The 23,075-nt window shown below is 33.2% G+C and carries 23 protein-coding genes; 15 read left to right on the forward strand and 8 right to left on the reverse strand.

The window, feature by feature from the left end; translation table 11 throughout:
- The first annotated feature begins 6 nt into the window (after positions 1–6).
- The 6 genes from NFRAN_RS07720 (at position 7) to cutA (ending at position 8,042) form a co-directional block, all read left to right on the forward strand.
- Positions 7–408 (forward strand): Zn-ribbon domain-containing OB-fold protein, encoded by a 402-nt coding sequence (locus tag NFRAN_RS07720; protein WP_232037977.1) that lies wholly within the window; start codon positions 7–9, stop codon positions 406–408.
- A gap of 98 nt (positions 409–506) precedes the next feature.
- Positions 507–1,121: a Snf7 family protein gene (locus tag NFRAN_RS07725; protein ID WP_134484396.1), complete on the forward strand. Its 615-nt coding sequence runs from the start codon at positions 507–509 to the stop codon at positions 1,119–1,121.
- Between the two features lie 88 nt (positions 1,122–1,209).
- A complete protein-coding gene (nrdD, locus tag NFRAN_RS07730) occupies positions 1,210–3,279 on the forward strand; it encodes an anaerobic ribonucleoside-triphosphate reductase (protein WP_134484398.1) in 2,070 nt (689 codons plus the stop codon).
- Between the two features lie 328 nt (positions 3,280–3,607).
- Positions 3,608–6,367, forward strand: coding sequence for an adenosylcobalamin-dependent ribonucleoside-diphosphate reductase (locus tag NFRAN_RS07735; protein ID WP_134484400.1), 2,760 nt, complete (start codon positions 3,608–3,610; stop codon positions 6,365–6,367).
- A 70-nt stretch (positions 6,368–6,437) separates the two neighbouring features.
- The gene (gene pyrB / locus NFRAN_RS07740) at positions 6,438–7,376 is read left to right on the forward strand and encodes an aspartate carbamoyltransferase (protein ID WP_134484403.1); all 939 of its coding nucleotides are present in this window, start codon (positions 6,438–6,440) and stop codon (positions 7,374–7,376) included.
- A 324-nt stretch (positions 7,377–7,700) separates the two neighbouring features.
- Complete coding sequence (gene cutA / locus NFRAN_RS07745; RefSeq protein WP_232038063.1) at positions 7,701–8,042, forward strand: divalent-cation tolerance protein CutA; 342 nt, start codon at positions 7,701–7,703, stop codon at positions 8,040–8,042.
- 67 nt (positions 8,043–8,109) lie between these two features.
- Here the strand turns inward: cutA and NFRAN_RS07750 are convergent, their stop codons facing one another.
- The 3 genes from NFRAN_RS07750 to NFRAN_RS07760 all read right to left on the reverse strand — a co-directional run bounded on the left by NFRAN_RS07750 (position 8,110) and on the right by NFRAN_RS07760 (position 10,513).
- Positions 8,110–9,180 (reverse strand): mRNA surveillance protein pelota, encoded by a 1,071-nt coding sequence (locus NFRAN_RS07750; RefSeq protein WP_134484407.1) that lies wholly within the window; start codon positions 9,178–9,180, stop codon positions 8,110–8,112.
- Between the two features lie 20 nt (positions 9,181–9,200).
- Positions 9,201–9,434, reverse strand: coding sequence for a hypothetical protein (locus NFRAN_RS07755; RefSeq protein ID WP_134484409.1), 234 nt, complete (start codon positions 9,432–9,434; stop codon positions 9,201–9,203).
- A gap of 299 nt (positions 9,435–9,733) precedes the next feature.
- Complete coding sequence (locus tag NFRAN_RS07760) at positions 9,734–10,513, reverse strand: TrmB family transcriptional regulator (RefSeq protein WP_134484411.1); 780 nt, start codon at positions 10,511–10,513, stop codon at positions 9,734–9,736.
- Between the two features lie 131 nt (positions 10,514–10,644).
- Between NFRAN_RS07760 and tes the strand changes: the two genes are divergently transcribed.
- The 5 genes from tes (at position 10,645) to NFRAN_RS07785 (ending at position 15,983) form a co-directional block, all read left to right on the forward strand.
- Positions 10,645–12,348, forward strand: coding sequence for a tetraether lipid synthase Tes (gene tes / locus NFRAN_RS07765; protein WP_134484413.1), 1,704 nt, complete (start codon positions 10,645–10,647; stop codon positions 12,346–12,348).
- Between the two features lie 130 nt (positions 12,349–12,478).
- The gene (locus tag NFRAN_RS07770) at positions 12,479–12,901 is read left to right on the forward strand and encodes a helix-turn-helix domain-containing protein (RefSeq protein ID WP_134484415.1); all 423 of its coding nucleotides are present in this window, start codon (positions 12,479–12,481) and stop codon (positions 12,899–12,901) included.
- A gap of 19 nt (positions 12,902–12,920) precedes the next feature.
- A complete protein-coding gene (locus tag NFRAN_RS07775) occupies positions 12,921–14,441 on the forward strand; it encodes a hybrid sensor histidine kinase/response regulator (protein WP_134484417.1) in 1,521 nt (506 codons plus the stop codon).
- A 60-nt stretch (positions 14,442–14,501) separates the two neighbouring features.
- Positions 14,502–15,080 (forward strand): response regulator, encoded by a 579-nt coding sequence (locus NFRAN_RS07780; protein ID WP_134484419.1) that lies wholly within the window; start codon positions 14,502–14,504, stop codon positions 15,078–15,080.
- Between the two features lie 51 nt (positions 15,081–15,131).
- Entirely contained in the window at positions 15,132–15,983 is an 852-nt protein-coding gene (locus NFRAN_RS07785) for an enoyl-CoA hydratase/isomerase family protein (protein ID WP_134484421.1), read from the forward strand.
- A gap of 31 nt (positions 15,984–16,014) precedes the next feature.
- Here the strand turns inward: NFRAN_RS07785 and NFRAN_RS07790 are convergent, their stop codons facing one another.
- Both NFRAN_RS07790 and NFRAN_RS07795 read right to left on the reverse strand, forming a co-directional pair.
- Complete coding sequence (locus NFRAN_RS07790) at positions 16,015–17,019, reverse strand: homoserine kinase (RefSeq protein WP_232037978.1); 1,005 nt, start codon at positions 17,017–17,019, stop codon at positions 16,015–16,017.
- Positions 16,988–17,755: an ATP/GTP-binding protein gene (locus NFRAN_RS07795; RefSeq protein WP_134484425.1), complete on the reverse strand. Its 768-nt coding sequence runs from the start codon at positions 17,753–17,755 to the stop codon at positions 16,988–16,990. The genes NFRAN_RS07790 and NFRAN_RS07795 overlap by 32 nt, the downstream gene beginning before the upstream one ends.
- Before the next feature lie 109 nt (positions 17,756–17,864).
- Between NFRAN_RS07795 and NFRAN_RS07800 the strand changes: the two genes are divergently transcribed.
- Together NFRAN_RS07800 and NFRAN_RS07805 are read left to right on the forward strand one after the other, a co-directional pair.
- A complete protein-coding gene (locus NFRAN_RS07800) occupies positions 17,865–18,878 on the forward strand; it encodes a flippase-like domain-containing protein (protein WP_134484427.1) in 1,014 nt (337 codons plus the stop codon).
- A gap of 67 nt (positions 18,879–18,945) precedes the next feature.
- A complete protein-coding gene (locus tag NFRAN_RS07805) occupies positions 18,946–19,737 on the forward strand; it encodes an SDR family NAD(P)-dependent oxidoreductase (RefSeq protein WP_134484429.1) in 792 nt (263 codons plus the stop codon).
- Positions 19,738–19,754: 17 nt separating this feature from the next.
- Here NFRAN_RS07805 and NFRAN_RS07810 read toward each other — a convergent pair whose 3' ends face one another.
- The 3 genes from NFRAN_RS07810 to NFRAN_RS07820 form a co-directional block, all read right to left on the reverse strand.
- Entirely contained in the window at positions 19,755–20,189 is a 435-nt protein-coding gene (locus NFRAN_RS07810; protein ID WP_134484431.1) for a hypothetical protein, read from the reverse strand.
- 367 nt (positions 20,190–20,556) lie between these two features.
- Complete coding sequence (locus NFRAN_RS07815) at positions 20,557–21,189, reverse strand: hypothetical protein (RefSeq protein WP_134484433.1); 633 nt, start codon at positions 21,187–21,189, stop codon at positions 20,557–20,559.
- Between the two features lie 51 nt (positions 21,190–21,240).
- On the reverse strand, positions 21,241–22,080 hold the full coding sequence (locus NFRAN_RS07820; RefSeq protein ID WP_134484435.1) for a ParA family protein: 840 nt from the start codon (positions 22,078–22,080) through the stop codon (positions 21,241–21,243).
- A 318-nt stretch (positions 22,081–22,398) separates the two neighbouring features.
- Between NFRAN_RS07820 and NFRAN_RS07825 the strand changes: the two genes are divergently transcribed.
- Positions 22,399–22,611, forward strand: a complete 213-nt coding sequence (locus NFRAN_RS07825) for a DUF504 domain-containing protein (protein ID WP_134484437.1) — start codon at positions 22,399–22,401, stop codon at positions 22,609–22,611.
- A gap of 35 nt (positions 22,612–22,646) precedes the next feature.
- On the forward strand, positions 22,647–23,066 hold the full coding sequence (locus NFRAN_RS07830) for a DUF6659 family protein (RefSeq protein ID WP_134484439.1): 420 nt from the start codon (positions 22,647–22,649) through the stop codon (positions 23,064–23,066).
- The last annotated feature ends 9 nt before the right edge of the window (positions 23,067–23,075 follow it).

Here is a 23,075-nt window from a genome sequence, read left to right on the forward strand (position 1 = left end):
ATGCGGGTGTCCGAATTGTCTGAGTCAAAATCCAAGAAACAAAGTACTAGAGAACGCTTTATCGAATTTGCAAAGAAAGGTGAGATTCTCCTTAATCAATGCACAAAGTGTAAAAATATTATGTTAGAAACTGTATACTATTGTGACAAATGCTTCTCGAATTCCTTTAAACATATATCATACAGCGGAAAAGGGCGAGTTATAACTTATACGATTCAATCCGTTGCTCCTGAAGGGTTTGAAGATGTTAACTCATATGCTTGGGTTATATTTAAATTAGATAATTGTGACGTGAATGTTTCAGGTTTTCTGCCTGGAGTATCAAACCCATCCGACTTGCCGTTAGGTTCCAAAGTCAAAGTTATTGATTATGACGTAAAACATGGGTTGGTATTACAAAAAGTTTGAGGATGTTTGATCTTATTCATTAAGCTAAAATTAATCTTCCTTTTTGTTTAGAGAGTTTAACACTTGTTTTTAACAAATCTTTTGATATTGAATTTTAGATGGAAAAAAGTGGCCAGTTCTATTCCGATGTTAATAGTGCTATCTCAGTGATAAATACGCAAATCTCTCAATTGAAGGCAATTGACAAAAAGTTTTCTAACATCGATGCCAATTTTAGCTCTAAAATTACACAAAATATTAAATCTGGAAATAATGCACGTGCCAATATCATAGCAAATGAACTATCTGCTATGAGACGTCTCAGAAAGAATGCACAAAATGCGAGTTTGGCTCTAGAGGTAATTGCGATTCGTTTTACTAGCATTAATGAATTCTCTGCAATAATGGATACTATCAATCCAACTGTTGAAATGCTGCAAGATATACAGAAAGATCTCTCAAAGGCTGTCCCTTCTGCAACTAATGTTCTAACTGAAATTCATACTTTAGCTGATGACGTGTTAACCAATTCTAACGTTAATACCGATACCGGTAAAATAGGTTCCGTGGTAGATAAAGACGCCCTATCTATACTAAACGATGTTCAGAATAGTTTGGAAGATGAAGCCAAAGAGAAACTTCCAGAGGTTCCAGAATCTGTAATTTCTAAAAGACCTGCTATTAATTTAAAGGACGATATAATAAACAGTGGACAGGTTTTGTTAGAGAGTTAGCTGGTTATTCTATTTCAATCAAAAATTATTCATTTCTTTATTTGTGATAGTTTTATTTATATACTAATAATCAGACTGCTTTTTGTAGTTGAGAATTTCATATCTGCCCTCCTCTGAATCTAAACGTGGAATTTTAGAATCTACCTCCAAGAGAGTTAGAATGATTTTTTCAGTTATGGCTAGTCCCAACAGAATAGACATTCTACGAATTCTTAATAATAAAGGGCCTTTAACATATTCTGAGCTAAAGTCATTAGCTGGATTCAAGTCAAAGAAGGAATCGGGAAAATTTGCTTATCACTTAAGAAAATTATTAAAACAATCTCTTCTTGGGTTGAATAAATCAGAAAGGCGATATACTATTACGAATCTGGGTAAATTGGTATTAAACTTAGCTAGGCAAATTGAAGAAAAATCTATTGTTGAGAGTGGAAAGATGTATGTGAGAACCAGTCATCAAACGATTGAAGAATTCAACTCTCATAAGATAATACAAAGCCTAGTTAGAGAAGCAAATTTGTCATTAGAACAGGCCACAAAAATTACTGAGGAGGTAGAAAATAAGGTGTATAAACTGTCGACTTCTTACTTAACATCTCGATTATTAAGAGATTGTGTAAATAACATTTTGTTAGAGCATGGCCTTGAAGATCAAATGAACAAATTGATTCGAGTCGGAATTCCAATATTTGATCTAGATAAAATGCTTAACAATAGTAGTAACTCCTTGAGGAATGGGATAAATGATCTAATTATCGAAATATCAAGGGATGTTCTTTCTGAGTATTTTGTAGCTAGTTTTCAAAAAGATATATTGGATATGCATTATAATGGTGAAATTCATTTGGATACCTTGGGCCATTGGGGAATTGGACCTGATACTGTTTTTATTGATGTTGAACAAGTAAAAAATAATCTCGATCTCAAAGGTAATTTTCTATTTTTGCCACGTACATCGGACCAAAGTAAACTCAATTTGTTTTTACCTATTATAATATCATTGATTCAAAGAGAAGTGTCCAAGGAAATAGTAATAGAAAATATTGACAAAATTCTTCGCGACTATCAAATGGATAAAATACCTGAGTATCTCTCTTTATCGCTAATTTCATCTTCCATTTCTATGCAACATATGAATTCTCCTTTCGTGACACTTGTTATATCAGCAAAAGAGGGTGAAGGTTTATTAATTCAAATGTTAAAAGGATATGCTTTATATGTTGAGCAAGTGGCGTTACCTAATTTTGGCTTATTCATCACCCATTCAAAATCCCTGACTAAAAATCTTGTGTCAGAAGTTGCAAAAGTAATAAAACTTGGAGGTAAAATTGTCTTATCACAAGAGTCGATCCTTAGTAGCAGAGGCATTCGTAAGTTAAATGATGTTTCAATGCTACCAAATATAGTACTGAATTCTCTGACTATAAATCTGCCTCGATTGGCATATCAGTCAAATAAGGACGAAACCTACTTTAGAACCAAACTCGCACTGTTAATGAAACCATCAATAAGTGCATTGCTATTGAAAAAAGAAATGTTGTCGGAAAATATTCGTCATGGTATTCTACCTGCGTTATCCAATGTTGTTAGCTTTCCGGAAGTAGGTTCTACTACTACAATTGTTAATATAGCAGGATTAAACGAATCTATATACGATATTTTAGGATATTCTAAAAAAGACGGGTTTGATACAGTTAAGAAAGTGATACAGACAGCTAATGATATATTACTTGGTTTCAGTAAAAACAATACCGAAAAATTTGGAGTTTCTATGATTAATGACGGCAGTTCGTCAAGATTTGTTGTTTTAGATTCGGACAAATTTGGTAAACTGACTCATGATTTTCAATCATATTCACAAGGAGTGATAATCACAAGAGAAATACTAGAAAATGACAATCCAATTTCCGAAAATCTGAGACAATTAGATAATCTTATGACAGGCGGGTTGTATATAAGACTTGACATAACTGGTGCTTCTGAGCAGGAACTGATTGATATCATAAATATGGCTATTCCTACAATTCCTTACTTTGATATATTTGAAAAACAATTTATATGTTCAATATGTGGAAAACGGAATATCAAGTCTGGTGTTTGTTTGTCCTGTGGATCTAGTAATCTCATCGAGATTAATCAATTACCGAGCAAAATGTAGGCATATTACCGGGTTTTGACTCTTGCGCTTTGTTGCTAAATGTGTCAATTTCCATTAAGTAATGCGAAGCGGTTAGTGTTTACAATAAAATTGCGAATATGTAATGTTAAACTAGACAGTATAATCGTATGATCTTTCGTTTGCTATTTAATTTTAACTGTGTACACATAATCGTTATTTTTTGACAAATGAGGTGTATACACGCAATAGAGTTTTAACTACAAAACGGTCCTTAGCGATAGAGCTTTTTGAAGATATCTTAACTCTTAATTTTCTAAATAAGCTATCGAAATTAATATAAACGATTTATAAAATATATAAATGTTATATGGCTGAAACTGATCTTCGTGAATCAAAAAGCAAAACCATTCTACACATTAAAAAAAGAAATGGTACAATAGTGGACTTTGAGCAATCAAAAATTTCAAATGCGATTTATAAAGCATTAGTTGCAACTGGTAAAGGGGATCACGATTTAGCTGAATTACTTGCATCAAAATTGGTAAACAAGATCATTAAGAGCGATTACTTAGAGTCTATTCATAAGGACCATGTACTTAGTGTTGAGGATGTTCAAGACATGGTAGAGTCTATATTGATTGAAGAGGGTTTAGCTGAAACCGCTAAAGCATATATTCTATACCGTCATGAGAGACGAAAATTAAGAGAAGTGAAGATGAAGATCTTAAACAAGAAAGATCTAGACGAGGTTGATAAATCATTAGATGTTAATTCGCTACGAGTGTTATCTTCAAGATATTTGCTGAGGGATAATAATGGTGAAATAATAGAAGGTCCAAAACAATTATTTGAACGAGTGGCAATTTTGGTTGCAATCTCGGATGTTATACATGATCCACGTATATTTGACTTTAAAGGTCATTATTCGCAGAATCTTTCCGAAGCAGAAGTTTATTATAAGAAATTGGATGATTTCGATAACAAATTAAAAATTGGAGGTTACTATTTAAATAAATATCATTTTGAATCTCTCATTAGGTCATACATAGACGAAGCAAGATCTGGTAAAATGAAGGTAAGTTTTAAGGATCTGTTAAGACTGATTGCAGAAGGTCAAATGAATAGTCACGTTAATAAAATTTTAGAATATTACAATCTAATGGTTTCAAATGAATTTCTTCCCAACACTCCAACCCTTATGAATGCTGGAGCTAGATTGGGACAGTTGTCTGCTTGTTTTGTCCTTGATATGCCTGACGATATGTATTCTATTATGAAATCATCCACTGACGCAGCTATGATATTTAAATCCGGAGGCGGGGTTGGAATAAATTATTCAGATCTTAGACCTGAGGGAGATATTGTTGCATCAACCAGTGGAGTTGCATCCGGACCCACGTCTTTTATGCAAATAATTGATTCGATTACTGATGTAGTCAAGCAAGGAGGGAAACGTCGTGGAGCAAATATGGGCATATTAGAATCTTGGCATCCCGACATAGAAAAGTTCATTACAATGAAAACTAAACCTGGAATGTATGAAAATTTTAATGTGAGCGTAGGAATTTGGTCAGATTTCTGGCAATCTCTTGTAAATAAAGAGGACCATAAATATTCTCTTAAAAATCCCAGAACCAAAGCTACCATGAAAAACATCGACTCGCACCAATTGATGGAGCTGATAGCACTAAGTGCATGGAAGAGTGCTGAACCTGGCGTAATATTTTTTGATAATATCAACAAATACAATCCTTGTATCAATGCCAAAGGTGGTCCACTGAGAGCGACAAATCCCTGTGGTGAACAATCTCTCTATCCATACGAATCTTGCAATTTAGGATCTATCAACTTGTCTAAATTTGTAAAAAGAAAAGCTGATGGCATGTACGAATTTGATTGGCCAAAATATGAACAGTCTATAAGGAAAGCTACCAGATTTCTTGATAATATCATAGATGTAAATAAATATCCGGTAGAGGAAATTGATGTTAATACAAAATTAACTAGGCGTATTGGCTTAGGAATTATGGGTATAGCTGATTTGTTATTTATGCTGCGTATTCCATACGATTCCAAAGAAGGGTATGAATTTATGAGTAAACTGGCTGAAACCCTGTCTTATTTTAGTATGGATGAAAGCGTAGTTATAGCGAAATCTCGCGGAGCATTTCCATTGTTTGAAAAAACTGAATATAAAAATGGTAGTGTTCCATTATCTGGTTATTACGAAATACCCAAGGATTTACATTGTTATGATTGGGATTCTTTAATTGGAAAAATTAAAACTTATGGAATCAGAAATTCATGGACTACTACTATTGCACCTACAGGGACATTGTCAATGATTTCGGATGTATCCAATGGGGTAGAACCAGTATTTGCTTTGGTATTTGAAAAACGTGTTACAGTTGGCCGATTCTTTTATACAAATAAAGTGTTTGAAAATGCATTGAAAGAAAATGGTCTCTATACGGATGAAATTTTATTAAAAATCGCAAATAATTATGGTTCCGTACGAGGAATTGCCGAAATACCTGAGTGGATGCAAAGAGTATTTGTTACCGCCATTGATATTCATTGGGCTGACCATATTATGGCTCAAGCCGTATGGCAAAAGTGGATTAGTAATGCAATAGCAAAGACAATTAATATGCCTGGGGATGTAACTGTCGAAGATGTAAAATGTGCATATTTGCTTGCACATGAATTTGGATTAAAGGGAGTTACTATATACAGAGATGGATCAAGAAATGAACAAGTTCTACACATAACTGGAGATGATCGTGAAAAAAGATTCCATGTTGCCCCTAGTAAATATTTACGTGATTTTGTAAAGGCAAATGTGAACGAACCTTACGTGATCGAACAAATTTCACCAATTTTCAGAGATTATGGTGCCACCGAACAAAAATCTAAAGCAAATGAGGGAATTGATATTCTACTCAAGTCTGATATCACAGAAACAAGTCCCTCTCTAGGTAAAACAAAATCTGAACTATTTACCAATTCCATTTCTACGACAGAAAACGATAAAGAAGCTTGTCCGGTGTGCAAAAATTTTCTGATTATTACAGAAGGATGTAATATGTGTATAGAGTGTGGATTTAGCAGTTGTGGTGCTGGGTAAACGATCACCCCTTTTTCAATCTAAAGTATATGTATATGTATATGTTTACAAATTTATTATCTAGTTGTTTATGGCGAAAAATAGGTTCTTTAACCGTAATGTAGTTTCTATACGCGATTTCGATCGGGATGATTTCTCATATCTTTTTGATGTTACTGATAAAATACAAACATTAAAATCCAAAGAACGTGGAGAAATTGCAAAAGGACTAATTCTTGGTTATATTTTCTATGAATACAGTACTAGAACAAGACTTAGCTTCGAGTCTGCCATGTCCTCTATTGGCGGCCGATCTTTGGGGATTTCTGATGTTGATTCCTCTTCGATCATGAAAGGTGAAAGCTATGCGGATACAATAAAAACGATTTCCTTATACTCAGATGTAGTTCTTATACGTCATCCATCTGATGGTTCTAGTAGATATGCTTGCGAAATATCTCAAAAACCTGTTATTAATGGAGGAAGTGGAAGTGAAGAACATCCAACTCAAGCTATGTTGGATATTTACACGATATTTAAAGAAAAGAAAAAGATTGATGGTTTATCCATCGGCATAGTCGGTGATTTAAAATATGGTCGGACAGTTTACTCTTTAATTTATGCTCTATCTAACTACAACGTAGATATTCACTTAGTTTCTCCGGCCGTATTAAGAATTCGAAGTGAATCAATTTATGATATTTCACATAAGGTCAATATGCAACAACACCTTGAACTATCTGATGATCTTTTGCAAAAGCTAGATATAATTTATGTAACCCGTATTCAAAGAGAACGGTTTCCTGATTTGCAGGAATACAAGAAGATTCAGGGATTATATACCATTGATGAAAATATTCTAAAAAAGTCAAAACCGAATGTTTCTATTCTTCATCCACTACCACGAGTAGATGAAATATCTCCATCGATTGATAATACTGTGAATGCTCTGTATTTCAAACAAGCTGCCTATGGAAAAGAACTACGAGCAGCTTTGTTGTCTATATTACTACATGAGAATCCTTTTTAATAAGGGTATTTACGTTCATTTTCTCTATTTTAGAATGAGGTACTGAGGGTTTAATCTTCATCAATCTTTTTCTTTTCTTTACCTCTAGTGGTATTGATCTATCAAATTACTATCTATTTTAAAATATTCTCAGATCTAGTTTGGGTTTTTAATTAAATTGATTTCGGTTGCTTCTTTAAGCTTTTGAGAGTATTCTAGGTAATGTATTCCTCCATAATAAAAGACCAAATTTTTAAACTTTACTTTATTTGGTTTTATCTTGAATTAATTTTGTAATTGTTCTTTACTAAATAATATATTGATGTTAGGATTCATTGTATAGTGATGAAGCACTCTAAAATTCAGTCTGATGGTGCAATTCTGTTATCTACCTTTCCAGATGAAAAATCGTTAATTAGGCTTTGTAAAGTGCTGGTAGCAGATAAACGATTATGTGCGTGTGTAAACTATACCAAAATAAATTCTTTATATACATGGGAAAATGAACTAAAACAAGAAGAAGAGTTTTTAGCAATTTTTAAGACAACTTCGAAATTAATTGATGCCTTAAAAACCGAAATAACTGTAAATCATCCATACCAAATACCTGAAATTATAGTTCTCTCTATGAAGGATGTTTCTTCTGATTATATGTTATGGCTTGTCAACAATACTCGCACAACTTGAAACAAATGATATTTTTTCGGCATTTTTTGTTTTCAGTTTGGTTAAAAGAAAATTGATATAAACGTGTTTAATAAATAGGATACCTCAATAATGCAATCACCCCCCCTAAAGATGTTACTCTTAATCCTATATCTGTGGTAGAATCGGTGGCAAAAACCTTTGTGTTATTAGATTCTATTTCATTCAAAAGTTTAATGAAATCTTCTTCCTCGATATCATTAAAAACCTTGTCCGAATAAATCAATGCTTCGATAGCATTTAGTGACTGTGCGTATTTAATTTCCTTGATTCCTATGGCATATCTCTTTTCCCCTTTACTTATCTGTTGCATTATTTTATCCATGATACTCGTAACCATAGCAATTTTGCTATCGGACATTAAATCCTTCATGGCCTGTGATCTCAAGAATACAAATATTCCATCTTCACCAGAAGCTTCGATTCCTTCAACTATACTAAAATCTGTTTTTTGATAATATTCATTTCGTTCCCTTAAAAAATTATAGAGTCTCCTTTTTGTTTCTCCTGGACCGAAAACTATTATCTTGATTCCTTGTTCATTAAGATAGATCTCTAATGCCGTTCTAATGCTCTCAAAATAGCTGTTATTAGATTCATTTTTCTTATCCGCAGAATATCTTTTTCCACTCTTTCCGGAATATATATTAGGAGTCATTTTTAAATAAGTGCCCGTTAAACTTCCAATCGCTGCCTCTTGTGAATCAACAGATACAAGTAGATACTTGAATTTCATGACAGATTTGGATAGTATTTTTAAATAGTTTTCGTTCCATCTTGATTTTTCTAAAACCACTGTGTCACCAACCTTTAAAGTTATGGAATGATGTAATCCTCTAGGTACATTTTCATTATTTGACGTAATTATGATTCCTGAAATTTTCAATCTGTCAACCGAATTATCAAAACTGATTTTTTCTACTCTTAGGATTATACGGATCTTGATTCGTTCACCCTTGTCTGGTCTAGAAAATTCGTTATCTTGTTTAATTACTCTTGTTGTATCTGCAGTAATACTATCGCCAACCTCTATTACTCTTCTTAAGCTAAATAGATCGTCGGGTTCTTCTAATGTAACGACAATTTTGTTATCTGAATCTTTAGTCTTAGTTACTTTCATTTTTCTACTTTTTTCCTAATCTACTTTTTTCTAGAATATTTAGTGGGAAACAATATTGCTTTATCATCTTTTCTGTCATCTCCTGATTTCATTAATTTAATTAATGATTTATTGGATATCCATCTTATGAACTTGCCATTGTTTGTTCTTGTTTGTCTAGACTTTGAGATTGTGTCTCCTGTTTTGAAGACGTAGATTACTTTTAATCTTCTTAAATTTGTATATGTAATTTCCTTAAATATCTTTATCATCATTGTTTCATTAGCATCGCTATAAATACCGAGTACTAAAATCTGTCGTTAATCTAATGTATCATTTGAACTCCTTTTAAAATGATATCAAATCACAATCGATTCAAAACCACAAAATCCTCGTTAGTGAGGATTCTTTATTATCTGTATATTTTTTTATATATTTACTTGAAAAAGTATCAAATCAAATTGGGATGGACAAACTCTTCACTCAAGATCTTCTTCATTTATTCAGTAGGGCTTTTCATGTCATTGTTTGTCCTTTTACATCTTACAATCTTCTATTATAAAAATCTAGATTGTTATTTTTTTTGTCTTGCATCTTTCCATAGATATTGAAAATAATCTTTAGCAAAACTTGCTAACCCTGTATGCTCAGCCCAAATAGCTATAATGTCATAACTTGTGTTATTTACAACATCATTTTTTCCTTCTCCCAATAGAATCAATACGTGTTTAGAATCTCCAATGACTCCGCCTCCAAACATATCATTCTTTAACCTTACGTCTGCTACCCTAGACATCGCTTTAACTGTGTCCGCGTTGGTTTCATCCGATGCTAGTATTGTTATTTTAACTCCTCTATCAAATAGTTCACGTAGGACGGGTTGTATAGATCTCACAACATTTTCGGGGATCTTTGGAATTGCTATAAGTAGTTCTTCTTTGGTTGACTGAATTATTTCAGTTACTTTGGTCGCAATATTATACAATCCACTTACTACCCAAATATCGGGTTTCTCCTTCAATCCTGTTTTCTCATAGATCGGCATTAATTCATTAATTATGATATTCTTGTTGCTACGAAGATTGTTTTCCATTTCGATCATCATAGCTTCTACTGCATTTGATGGTGATTTTGGAAAAAAATTCTGCGGTCTTTGGTTGTCCGAATAAACCCATCCTCTTACATACAGACTGTTTAAGACATCATAAATCTTTGAATATGGAACACCAGATTTCTTGCTGATTTCTGACGCTGTGTTTGAACCGGTAAATAATAATGAGGTATAAACTCTGATCTCGTAATTTGTTAACCCAAGGCTTTCCATAGATTCTTTGGCCTTGTCACTTATTTCCATAACTTTAACTGTGTAATCTAATATTAGATATTAAATCTTTCATCTAAATTCCAGATTACTAACTTAACACCGTAGGATTTGTGAGATCATGTTTATAAAGTTAATTAAATTTAGTATTAAAGGTCAACATTATGGATCTAATACAAATTTCCAATTTAACTAGTAAAACTATTGGTTCGAAGCGAACTATTAGATATACTCAAAGTATTTGCCCTGATTGCAATATGATTCTTGATGCCGAGGTATTTGAAAGAGAGGGACAAGTTTTCATGACAAAAACATGTCCAAGTCACGGTGAATGTGAGGAATTATACTTCGGTTCTTACGAAATGTACAAGAAATTTAGTACATATTGGATGGATGGAAAGGGTGCCAAAGCACCAAATGTAATGGTGGATAAATGCGCTTGCCCAACAAATTGTGGTTTATGTACAAATCATCTTTCTCACTCTGGATTAGCAAACATGATAGTAACAAATAGATGTGATCTAACATGTTGGTACTGCTTCTTTTATGTCAAAAAAGGACTAGAAGGTGCTTATTTATATGAACCATCTCATGAACAAGTTCGCGCGATGATGAAAACCTTAAAGGCCGAGAGACCTATCCCTGGAAACTCTATTCAAATTACTGGTGGGGAACCAATGCTGAGAGATGATATTACTGAATTAATTAAAATCATGAAGGAAGAGGGAGTAGATCATGTGCAATTAAATACTAACGGCATAAAATTGGCTCTATCACCAGAAACAATGAGGCAAGTAAGAATGGCTGGGGTCAGCAATCTCTACTTATCATTTGATGGGGTAACAGCCAGAACAAATCCCAAAAATCATTGGGAAGTGCCATATACATTGGAATCTGCTAGAAAATGTGGTATGACAGTCGTTTTCGTTCCCACCGTGATAAAATCTATAAATGATCATGAATTGGGTGGTATAATCAGATTTGCTCAGAAAAATATGGATGTTGTGCATGCCGTAAATTTCCAACCTGTCTCTTTAACAGGCAGAATGAGTAAAAAAGAACGAGAAAAATATAGAATAACCATTCCAGACTGCATTGAACGGATTGAGGAACAAACAAATGGTGAAATATCCAAAGACTCCTGGTTTCCGGTTCCTTCATGTATGCCTTTAACTAATGTGATAGAAGCATTCAGTAAGAAACCAAAATATGAATTATCCATTCATTTTGCATGCGGTGCAGGAACTTATGTTTTCGAGGATGTCCAAACTAAAAAATTGACTCCTCTGACCTCTTTTGTAGATATAAAAGGCCTGCTTGAATATTTTGAGGAGAAAACAGAGGAAATTAAATCCGGATCAAACAGATATTGGGCGATGCTAGAAGTGATACGAAAACTTAATCAATTTGTTGACAGAAGTAAACAGCCCTATGGACTTAATTTAGGCCGTATGTTCTCTAGTATTCTTCTTAAGCAGAGTTTCGATTCTGTGGGATCATGGCATGTCAGATCTCTTTTCTTAGGAATGATGCATTTTCAAGATAAATATAATGAAGATTTAGAAAGACTACAAAGATGTGATATCCACTATTTAACTCCGGACTTGCGTATAGTTCCCTTCTGTGCTTTTAATGTCATCCCTGAATGGTATCGTGATAGAATTCAAAAGAAGTACAGTATACCGGTTGAAGAATGGGAGAAGGAACATGGACAAACGTTAGAGGCAGGATTATATAGAGGTATAATGAGAAAAGGTAAACCAGAGGCTCAAATGGGTTGTGCTATGTCGGAGATGCATAGAGCTGCAGCAGAGTCTGACGAAAATCACAAAGGTATTGAATTACGAAACGGTATGGCAGGTGCATAAGTACCTGGCATATCAGAGCCAAATAACACTTTACCAAAATTAACAATTTTTTAAAAACTTCCAAACTGATTTTTACATGTGTTTTTGTAGAAAATTTTAAATAGCTTGAAACTGTATATTATTGTATAAAATGCCGTCATCATCAATAAATGCCATAACACGAATGAGCGCAACACTAAAGGATCTTTTCATTTACATCTACGATTTATCACCGTTGGATATGGATCTTTTACTAACTCTAATCGCACATAATAATAAACAAATGACTTTAGAGGATTTATCTAAAGCAGTGAACCGAGATAAGAGTACTGTATTCCGATCATTACAAAAATTAACAGGATTGGGAATATGTGTAAAAGAAAGTCGAACTTTGAAAGAAGGAGGACATTTCCATGTGTATTCAGCTATATCTAGAGAAATCTTCAAACTTGAGACAGAGAAGCGTGTAAAAGAATTGGAACAAAGCTTGAGGAGAATACTAAAGAAATTTGAAGATGATCTCGAAATAATGCTGGATGATGTATTTGATACCAAGAAGAAAGTAGTAAAGTAATCAAAATAGCTAAAAGTGCATGGATTTAGATTTAGCTAGAGTATTTGAGAATCTAAACAACGAAAGAATCGATATCGTCTTAAATTCTTATTATTCTTTTGTTTTTCTTAAGAAAAATTCATTTTATGATATCCTCAAATCTTTGAACTCTTCCTCCATACGGATACTAGTTTCATGTAAGAACAATGATCAATACGAATCGATATGTGATTTTCTAAGACCATTTAAAAACGTATCAGTAAAGAATACATCATCAATAATTGAATTCAATAAACATATAATTACAATTATTGTTAACCAAGTTAGAGTATATTTCTTCAATATACATTATGATTCAAACGAACGGGTATTTAGCTGTAGAATATCTGAATCATTTGAAGGAGACATAACATCTTTTTTTGATACTCTTTTTACCAACACATGGGATGCACTAGAAAAAACTAGTATTCTGGAAAAAAGGAATATCTTTCAACAAGATTTTGTAGATGTAGCTTCCCATCAACTTAGGAATCCAATCCTACCTATAATAGGCTTTTCAAAAACTTTGAAATCAAAAATTAATGATCCAGATATGTTAGATTATCTTAATATAATCATCAAGAATGCTGAAAAACTAAAAAATATTGCTAATGATATCTTGGATATCTCCAAAATAGAAGCAAATCCACTGAAGTTGGATTTTGAAATCTTTGATCTTCGTGATCTTTTGGAAGGTATCACAAGCGATTATAATCAATTTTCTCGTAGAGATTCGTCAGGAATAACCTTTGTTTTTCATTGCACCTCTAATATACTAATAGAAGCAGACAGAGAGTATATTAAACAAGCCTTTGAAAATATACTTAATAATTCATATTTCTTTACTAAAAAAAATGAGGGAAATCGAATAATGATTAGTGCATTTAATACTGATGAAGATAACCATACTTCCATTTTGATAGAGGATGAGGGCCCGGGAATAACCGATGAAGATCCTGATAGAGTTTTTACAAAATTTTATCCAAATTCTGGTGGAGCTGGACTTGGATTATTTATTTCAAAAAAAATAATTGAGATCCACGGAGGTAGTATCACGGTAGAAAATCGAGTAGATGACATTGGCGCTAAATTTCTAATCAAAATTCCTACAAAGGGAATTGATTTACCGTTTCAATCCGCTAAAAACGAATCAGTCGACAAGAATCTAAAACTCTTGATTATAGATGATTTCTCTGATGACTTGATGTTAATCAGAGAGTCAATCGCCAATATGGGGTATCAGGTTGATTATTTTGAAGACCCATATGACGCAATTGAAAGTTTTGCTCCTGGAAAGTATTCTTTGGTTTTTTTGGGCATCAATGTAAAGGGATTAGACGGATTTGACCTATATGATGATATAAAGAAAAGAGACAAAAAGATAAAAGGCTATTTTATGTCTTCTAGCAAAATAAATAAGGAGGCAATGGAGTTACTCAACAAAAACTTGTTGTATGATCATTTCATCTTCAAACCCCTTTCTGTGGATTCATTTGTAAGAATTCTTCAAAATGAACAATGAATAAAATTTTACTGCTACTATAGTAAAATTTTATTATTTGCATGAGTTAATTGGAATAATATGAATATTCTAATCATTGAAGACGATGACGATATATGTCAATTGTATTCGATGTGGTTAGAAGAAAATAAACATGATTATATTATTGCCAAAAACTACGAGGATGGAATTTCTGAATATGAAAAATCCTTGCAGAAGGACGATGATGATTATAAAACCTACAATGACTCCTTCGATTTGGTGGTACTAGATTATGATCTCCCGTCAAAGAACATTTCTATAAATCAAAATGGTTTGCTTATAGCTAAAGAAATCTTGGAATTGAAGAGCGATCAACGAATAATGTTTGCATCTGCTTGGCCTAAAAAAGCATTTATTGAATATGTTTCAACATTAAAAAGTGTACCTGAAGTTCTTCCCAAACCATTTGAAAAGGAAGAATTCATAAATCTAGCCGAAAGAATCAATCTATATGATATTGCCAAGAAATTTACCAAACAACTTAGAGAAATGAAAAATCCAAATAATCCAAATGTAGATGTCAAATCATTGGAATCATTATTTAAACTCATGAATAACGCTAGGAGAGAATTTCTAAAAGGGAAAGAAAAAAACGATGAAACATATCCGACTGAATGAAATTTAATAAAGTTTAATTTAAAGAACTATAAAACACCTTTTGTGTCTTCCATGAAATATGTTCAAATAGATCTATCTAATGATATCGCAATTTTGAGGATAAATAGACCAGAGGCCTTGAATGCGATGAATTTAGATGTAATATCCGAATTGACTAGGGCAATTGATATAATTTCTGCAGATGACGGAATTAAGGTATTAATTATCACAGGAGCAGGTGAACGCTCATTTTGTGCAGGTGCTGACATTTCGTTTATGGTAAACATTGATGCAGTAACTGCTGAAAAGTATGCATCATCTGCCCAAAACATGCTAAATAAACTCGAAAAAATGGAAAAACCTGTAATTGCAGCTATCAATGGATTTGCTTTAGGAGGCGGATGCGAACTATCTCTTGTTTGCGATATAAGATTCGCATCTGAAAATGCAAAAATAGGGCAACCAGAAGTAACTATAGGTATCCCTCCAGGATGGGGTGGAACTCAACGTCTTTTGAGAATAGTTGGACCTGCAAAAGCTAAAGAAATGATCTTTACTGGGAAAATGATTTCTGCTAAAGAAGCTGCCGATATTGGATTAGTGAATCAGGTTATTTCTCTCTCGGATTCTGAAAAATCCAATCTAGATCCTTCAATTGATCAGAGTAACGAAAAGGAGAAAAATATTGCACTTTCAAAAATGCTTAATAAGAAACTCATAGAACACTCTATTTCGTTTGCCAAAGAAATTACGAAGAACAGTTTTAATGCCGTTAAAATCAGTAAAACGTTAATTAATAAAGGTATGGATGCCGATATCGACACAGGGTTGAGGTTAGAAATTTATGGTTGGGCATTATGTTTCGCTCATGAGGATAGGCATAAAATGATGACATCATTTCTCAATAAAAGTAATAAGAAGTAATTAATTCTACTTTTATTACTTAGATATTATATTATTTTTTTGAAATTATAGTTGCGCCGTTACTTGGCTTAGCCAAATATGTTTCACATCTGATGTCTATTTTTTCGTATTCTTCTTTCATGACTTCTGCTATATGTAAACCCTTTTTTCTTGAATTCAAAAAGGCGATACTTGAGGGTCCGGCCCCGCTAATCGTGAATGCCATTGCTCCCTCCTCCAACGACCTTTTTTTTATCTTATCATAACCTGGAATCATCTTTTTTCTTACTGGTTCTATTATACAATCATTGATCCCATTACAAATCATATTTACATCTTGGTTGTAAAATCCTGCAACAATTGAACAAGCGTTTGCAATATTGTGGACAGTTTTTTCTAGAGGTACCTTTTTAGGGATTAGCTTTCTAGAAATCTCTGTCTTCATTTTTGGAACCTTGATTAGAGGTACACAAACAACTACAACTAAGTCAGTTGGTGACTTTATTTTGATAAATTCCAATTTTGGATATGTTTTGATTATTACAAAATTTCCAAATAGTGAGCCGGCGATGTTATCATAATGTTTTACTCCTGCACTAGCTAATTCTCCCTCTGCAGAATAATCCAACAATTTGCTTTCATCAAGATCTAGTCCAAACAAAGAGTTAAATGAAATTGCTGTGGCTACTGCTGATGCAGCACTGCTTCCCATTCCATAACCTGCAGGTATATTTTTTTCAATTTCTATCAAGCAATTATAGTTGTATAAATTATATTCAGAAATGATTTTTCTAGCTACTATGCCTGCCGAATTATAATTGGGATTATTCGGAATATCTTTTTTCCCGTTACCTTTAATAATTATCTTCAAATTGTTCTTGATCGAATTCGATTTCTTTTTTATCCTGACAGTAACAATATCCTCCAACGCATCCAGGCCTAGTCCAAAGACATCATATCCTGGACCTAAATTCGCTGTAGATGCTGGAGCGCGGGTGGTACATTCAGAAAACTCGCTATGTACATTAACTTTCATCCTTGTGTTCTTCTTCTCCATGCGTTAATATTCTTGATAAAGCTGCAGATAAATTTACCATTCCACTCATAGTAATATTTGACATTGCAATAGGACTCAGCACGTTTCCACTCTTATAAAGTGTTTTTATGATGTCTTTGCTAAGTAGAGATTGTTCTGTATCCTTTTCAAGATTTAAGGAATTTAGGAGGGGGATCATCGAATTAGACCATTTCAAAATTTCCGGTAATTTTTCGATTATTTTATCCCTTTTTGTGAGTACGTTAATTTGAGGAATACCTAAACGTAACTTGATTGATTGGGATAGGAATAATAATGAAACGAAACTGATAGGCGATATCGCTAGTGTTCCATCCATGGTAAATAGTGTTACCTTGGTATCCGAATAAAAATTTGAAATAAAATAAGGGCCACTAGATCTGAATACAAACAGTTCTATTTGTCCAGGGGTATCTATTATTACATAATCAGGATTAAGCTCCTGGACTTGATTTTGAATTTCCTCAATTTTTGTAGAAATTAGGTCATTGGCTAATATGAGCGAACCATTTGGTCCCAAATTATATTCATCCATTATCGAATAAAAATCAATGAATTCTCTCACATCGATATCCGGGTCATATTGTAATTTGGATACTCCAGGATCCAGATTAATTGAAATTGGTGTAACTTCATTACTGCTATACCACTCCAATAACCTTGCTGTTAACAATGATTTTCCTGATCCCGCTGTCCCTGTAACGAAAATAGTATGCATTTAAATGATTTTTAGATGTTATTCTAATTTTATTGTTAAATTTGTATGATTATTATATTCCTTCTCTTGTTTTAGTTTGTATACATTGAATTGGCGAGTAATTTTCATAGTGGTAAGCATTATACCTATGCTGCTTATTTTTTTATTTACACCGGTTTCACTTAATGATGTGCTATCTGTAGGTGTAATTCCTTTTTTATTATCCTTTATGGCAACTATGGCCAGAATTCTTCTACAAGCAATTCGATTCTATTATTTTGTTAGAAAGTTCATTGGAAAAAAAGTCAGCACCTTTTGGAAAATTATATATGCCAGACTAGCAGGTGAATTTGTTACCCAAACTACTCCTTCTTATATTGGAGGTGAAATTGTTAGGATAGCCTTTTTGACCAAAAGTGGAGTTCCCGCAGGACGAGCAGCTTGGGTAACTACAATGGAAATTATTGCTGATGTATTTGTGGGAACGATTTTGGCTTTCATAGCGGGATTTATTGCAATATCAAATGGATCGTTGTTGATCGGTTTGCTCGTTATAGCAATAGCTACTCCGACTTTTGGGTTTTGGTTCTTTATTCTAATATATTCCGCAAAAAAAAATATACAATTACCTGCTTTCTCTTTGAAATTAGCCAAAAAATTTGTTTCAGACCAAAAAGCACAAAGGGGTATTAATTCAATCAATAAAGCATTAGATGATTTATGTGTAATGAGCAGAGAAAATTTTGGATCTTTTAAATCTGTAAAAATATTTTCTGTTGGAATTGCCATTACTTTAATTGCATTTGTTTTCCATGGGGTCTCCTTTTTAGTCTTGACTCATTCGGTTGACACTTATATAGGTCTATTTCTGTCGTTTATGGCAACCTCATCTTCTACAATTTTGGGTACGTTACCAATTACAATAGGTGGTTCTGGATTAGCAGAATGGGGATTGTGGGGCTACATAAACCATTTAAATGATTTTTCTCAAATTGGCAGTATAGTTCATGATAGCAATCAGCTAAAAGTGATTATTGCATGGAGGATTGCTTCATATTATATACCACTTATTATAATGTGGATTGCATTAATGAGGTTGACATTGAGAACAACTTATTCATCTTCAACATCATTTCAATCATAAGAGTGATTTGAATTTAACTTGACCGTGTAATATCATATTTTAAATAATTTAACTTTCTTTTCATTACGTGGGCATATTGCAGGAGCTACTGAAAAACAAGATTGTTTTGATTACTGGAGCATCAAGTGGGATCGGTAGATGTATAGCAAATGACTTTTCGCGATTTCAACTAAAATCCATGATTCTAATTGCAAGAAATCAGTCTCGATTAAGTGAAACCGCCTCAAGCATTAAGCAGAGCTTTGAGATACTTCCTTTCTCTTGCGATGTATCAAAAAAAGAAGAAGTTAACCATCTAGGTAAATTCATTCTTGATCGATACGGATATATTGATATACTAGTAAACAATGCCGGTATTGGTTTATTTGGTCGGGTAGAAAAAATATCTATCGAGGAAATAGAACAAGTTAGTTTTACTAATTATTTTGGCATGATTTATTTTACAAAAATCTTTCTCGATTCTATGATCAAAAGAAAGGCTGGTCATATTATTAATATTGCATCCCTAGCTGCTAGTTTTGGGATTCCTGGAATGGCTGCTTACTGTGGTTCTAAATTTGCTATGCTGGGCTTTTCGGAATCATTGCGTCGAGAACTGAAGGAAACTGGTGTAAAGGTCTCTGTGATTAGCCCAATTGGTGTAAAGACCAATTTCTTTAATAATGAGCATTTTGATTTTAAGTTTCCCATGAAATATATGCTCAAACCTGAAAAGGTTTCTCAGGCCGTTTTAAGTTCTATTACGTCCAACTCATTTCAGACTTTTGTTCCTACTATCGCTGGCTTATCGGTCCCTTTTAAATCCTGCTTTCCATCATTAGTGGATTTAATAATTGAACATCAGTTTAGAAAAATGTAGATTGGAATACATTATTTCTAAACTTCATCTTCTTCTTCATCTATATTATTTGGATTGTAATCTGATTCTACATCCATCATTACTGCACTCTCTAGATCAAATTTAAATATCTCTTCCATATCTATTTGGTAACGTGTTTTCAACAATTCACTTAATTGACTACTCAGTCTAGCTTTTGATATTTTTATTTTATATTCATATACAAATCCCTTCATAAGTTCTTGAGCCCTCACATTATCTGTTAATTCTATCTCTTCTACTATTGTTCTGCCATCGGGCAAAGATTCATAGAGTTGAATATCTGCTTTCTTATTTTGTTCATTAATGTCTAAAAAATAGCCAGTTCTGTTAATCGTGTCTAGTGGTTGAAAAACTGCATTTTTTAATTCGTTGTCAGCCCATTCGGGTAGTCCACTTTCATCAGATTTTGCCTTTGCCGTTCTTCTTGTCATTTCTCGCTTCTTTATGTACTCTAGTACTTTTTATTAAAAACTTTCTCAATCAATACTTTCAAGTATTGTTTATTAAATCGAAAGGGTCTTGAGGACCGTTCTAGACAATTGTTCGTAATCCAATATAATAAATAATTCACAATCTCGATTAATACTTTTGATATCCGACTACACAATGAGCATCCAAGGCCATCTGTGTAGACTGGTAAATATTGATCCATGCAGGTTCATCGGTTGGATACAAAATACAGTGGATTTCATATTAAATACCAGATGAAATATTTTGGCTATCTTGGTAAAATTATGAAAAATAGAACCAATCAAAAAAATTTTCGTATTTAGCGCAGAATGAGGCTTAAGCTAGTCGCTATATCTTATTTATCGGAAGGTTGTTCAGTTTTTCAAATTCTCTGTCAAGTTCAGTTGAATTTTGATTATTATATGTGATCAAAATTCTATCGTCATCATTTATCACGTAGTTCATGATATCTTTGGTTTCATTGCCGTTTACATAAGATGTTAATTTATATTCTCCATTTTCACAGAATCGTTGATTACTATCAGTAATAAAACACCCATTGGAAATATCCATTCTGATACTCTTTAAGAACTCTCCCAGTGGTACATTAGATGCGTGTTTATGAAGAGTTGTTCCATCTAGTGTGCCGTTATAACTCTCAACGTGTATGTAATTTGACCTTACCATATACTTCTGTTGTGCCAGATCAACATCTGTACCGTTTAGAATGATCAGCAAAGCTGCATGTTCATGCGCAGAACCCAGCTCTCCATACCTAGCTGAGACATTGTCGCCTGGAAACAATGTGGCCAAAACAGTAGCTAGAGCAACTACTCCTATAACAACCGGAACTATAATCTTCAAATATTGTTTTCTTTTCTTTCTTCCTCTTGCAAAATAGCTCCCATCACTATTGGAGTCTTTATTAGCAGTATTATTTTTATTAGCATCCGCAGCCGTATTTTTCTTTTTCTTGCTCATTCTCTTGTATAAAGAAATATCATCTCTAATTTAAAATTAATATTTGATAACTCACGTAGTATTTGTCATTTCATTGATGATATTTTTTAGTCTTAAGGAGAATGGGTGATTGGGATTATTTATGACAGTCAAAAATTCCCTAGGACTAAATTGTATATCGCAGTAGCAAGGCAAAGGAGAGAGTGAGTTTGCGCCTGTTGCAGCATGTAATTCTTCCAAAACTTTTTTGTGATCTTGGTTTTCCACAATATTTGATTGAATTGTATTACAAGGGATACAATATCCAGAAACTCTATTAAGCAATATATAAGAAATTGCACCAAAGCGAACAAACGTGGTATAAATTTCAAATAACAGCTTTTTAGTGCCTTCTATATCCAAATCATCCATTTTCATTGTCAGAATCAACTTGTCAGCAATTGATAGTGCATTAATCGACCAATGTCTTATTCCCGGACTCGTATCTATTATAATATAATCTGCATCAAGCTTGGTAATTATTTGCTCTCTAAGGAAAACCAATTTTCTGAACTGCTTTTTCCAATAATCTGTTCCGTTGCCCATTTCAAACTTGAATATTGCATCTCGACTCGGATTTGAAAAACCAGTATAAAGTCTCCCCTTTGAATTGGTTTGTTCTTGTCCTTGTGGAAAAAGCAAGGGAGTTGTATCAATTATGGATTCGTGTATGTCGGCATTATTATCTAAAAAATCGTTTATCCATTTCTTTGGATTTGTCTTAAAATAATTGTGCAAACTAGGTGCATATACATCAAGATCGAGTATGGCAACCTTCTTCCCCATTTGAACGAGCAGTGCTGCAGCATTTGCAGCAATTGTTGTCTTACCAGTGCCCCCTTTATAGGAATGTATCGCTATACAATGAGTCATACTAAGTTTGCCTATTATTGTACTTCAAAGTTTGATATTAAATCTTTTGAATTTATATGCTTGGCATATCGTCATTTAGCCAGAACTAATAGGAAACCTTTCCTGTTTTTGTAAATTTTGTATTTAATCATGTCTATATACTTTTGAATGTTCATTTCGTCATTATGAAGTATCACAATTGGATAATTAATTTGTACGATATTAAATCAAAAAAGTGACGGCAAAAGCAATAATAATAAATAGCCATCAAAAATTCAGAATACATAAAAGCAAACATTTACCTATAGGTTAAACCCACTTTTGACGGGATTTCTGTTTATGGTTAAAAAGGGCATATTGCAGGAAATTTTCAGCAAAGCACTTTATGCAGATAATCCATCGACTTATGTGGTGACTTACAGAGATCACGATATTTATCGACGAATTGCTTTAGATGAATTCGTATTCATTTCCGAATATTTTCAGAAGATTCCTGCATCGAGAATAATCCGGGTCGAATTACGAGGACGAATACTTTATGAAAAAAATTAAAATAATACCACGCTGAAACACCAATAACAATAATCATGGAAAAAAATGTTACTGATTTTAGTAGCCTGTGTAATAAGCTAGTGGGATTAGATCCGAGAATTCGTTTCGTGGGGGTTACTGATAAACATGGCATGATACTTACAACCGCGGAGAGAACAGGTATAGTTCCTCTTTTAAATGATGAAGAAACTGAACAATATGCTATTACTGCATCAACTAGACAATATACTAGATTGAGATGGCAAGATCTACTTGGAAAACTAAATTATACATGTTCCTTGTATGAAAAAATTTTGAGAATTACAATCCCAATAACAAATCAAAAAAATAGGTTGGAATATTTGTTAATCTTCACTTTAGATCCGAATACCGATGATTTTGATTATCTTATTATGGAAAAAGTAATTCCTGTGGTTACTAACTTCTTTTCAAGGATTTTGACAAAATCATATTGATTTGTAATG

The sequence above is a fragment of the Candidatus Nitrosocosmicus franklandus genome, from assembly GCF_900696045.1.
GTDB classification, from domain to species: domain Archaea; phylum Thermoproteota; class Nitrososphaeria; order Nitrososphaerales; family Nitrososphaeraceae; genus Nitrosocosmicus; species Nitrosocosmicus franklandus_A.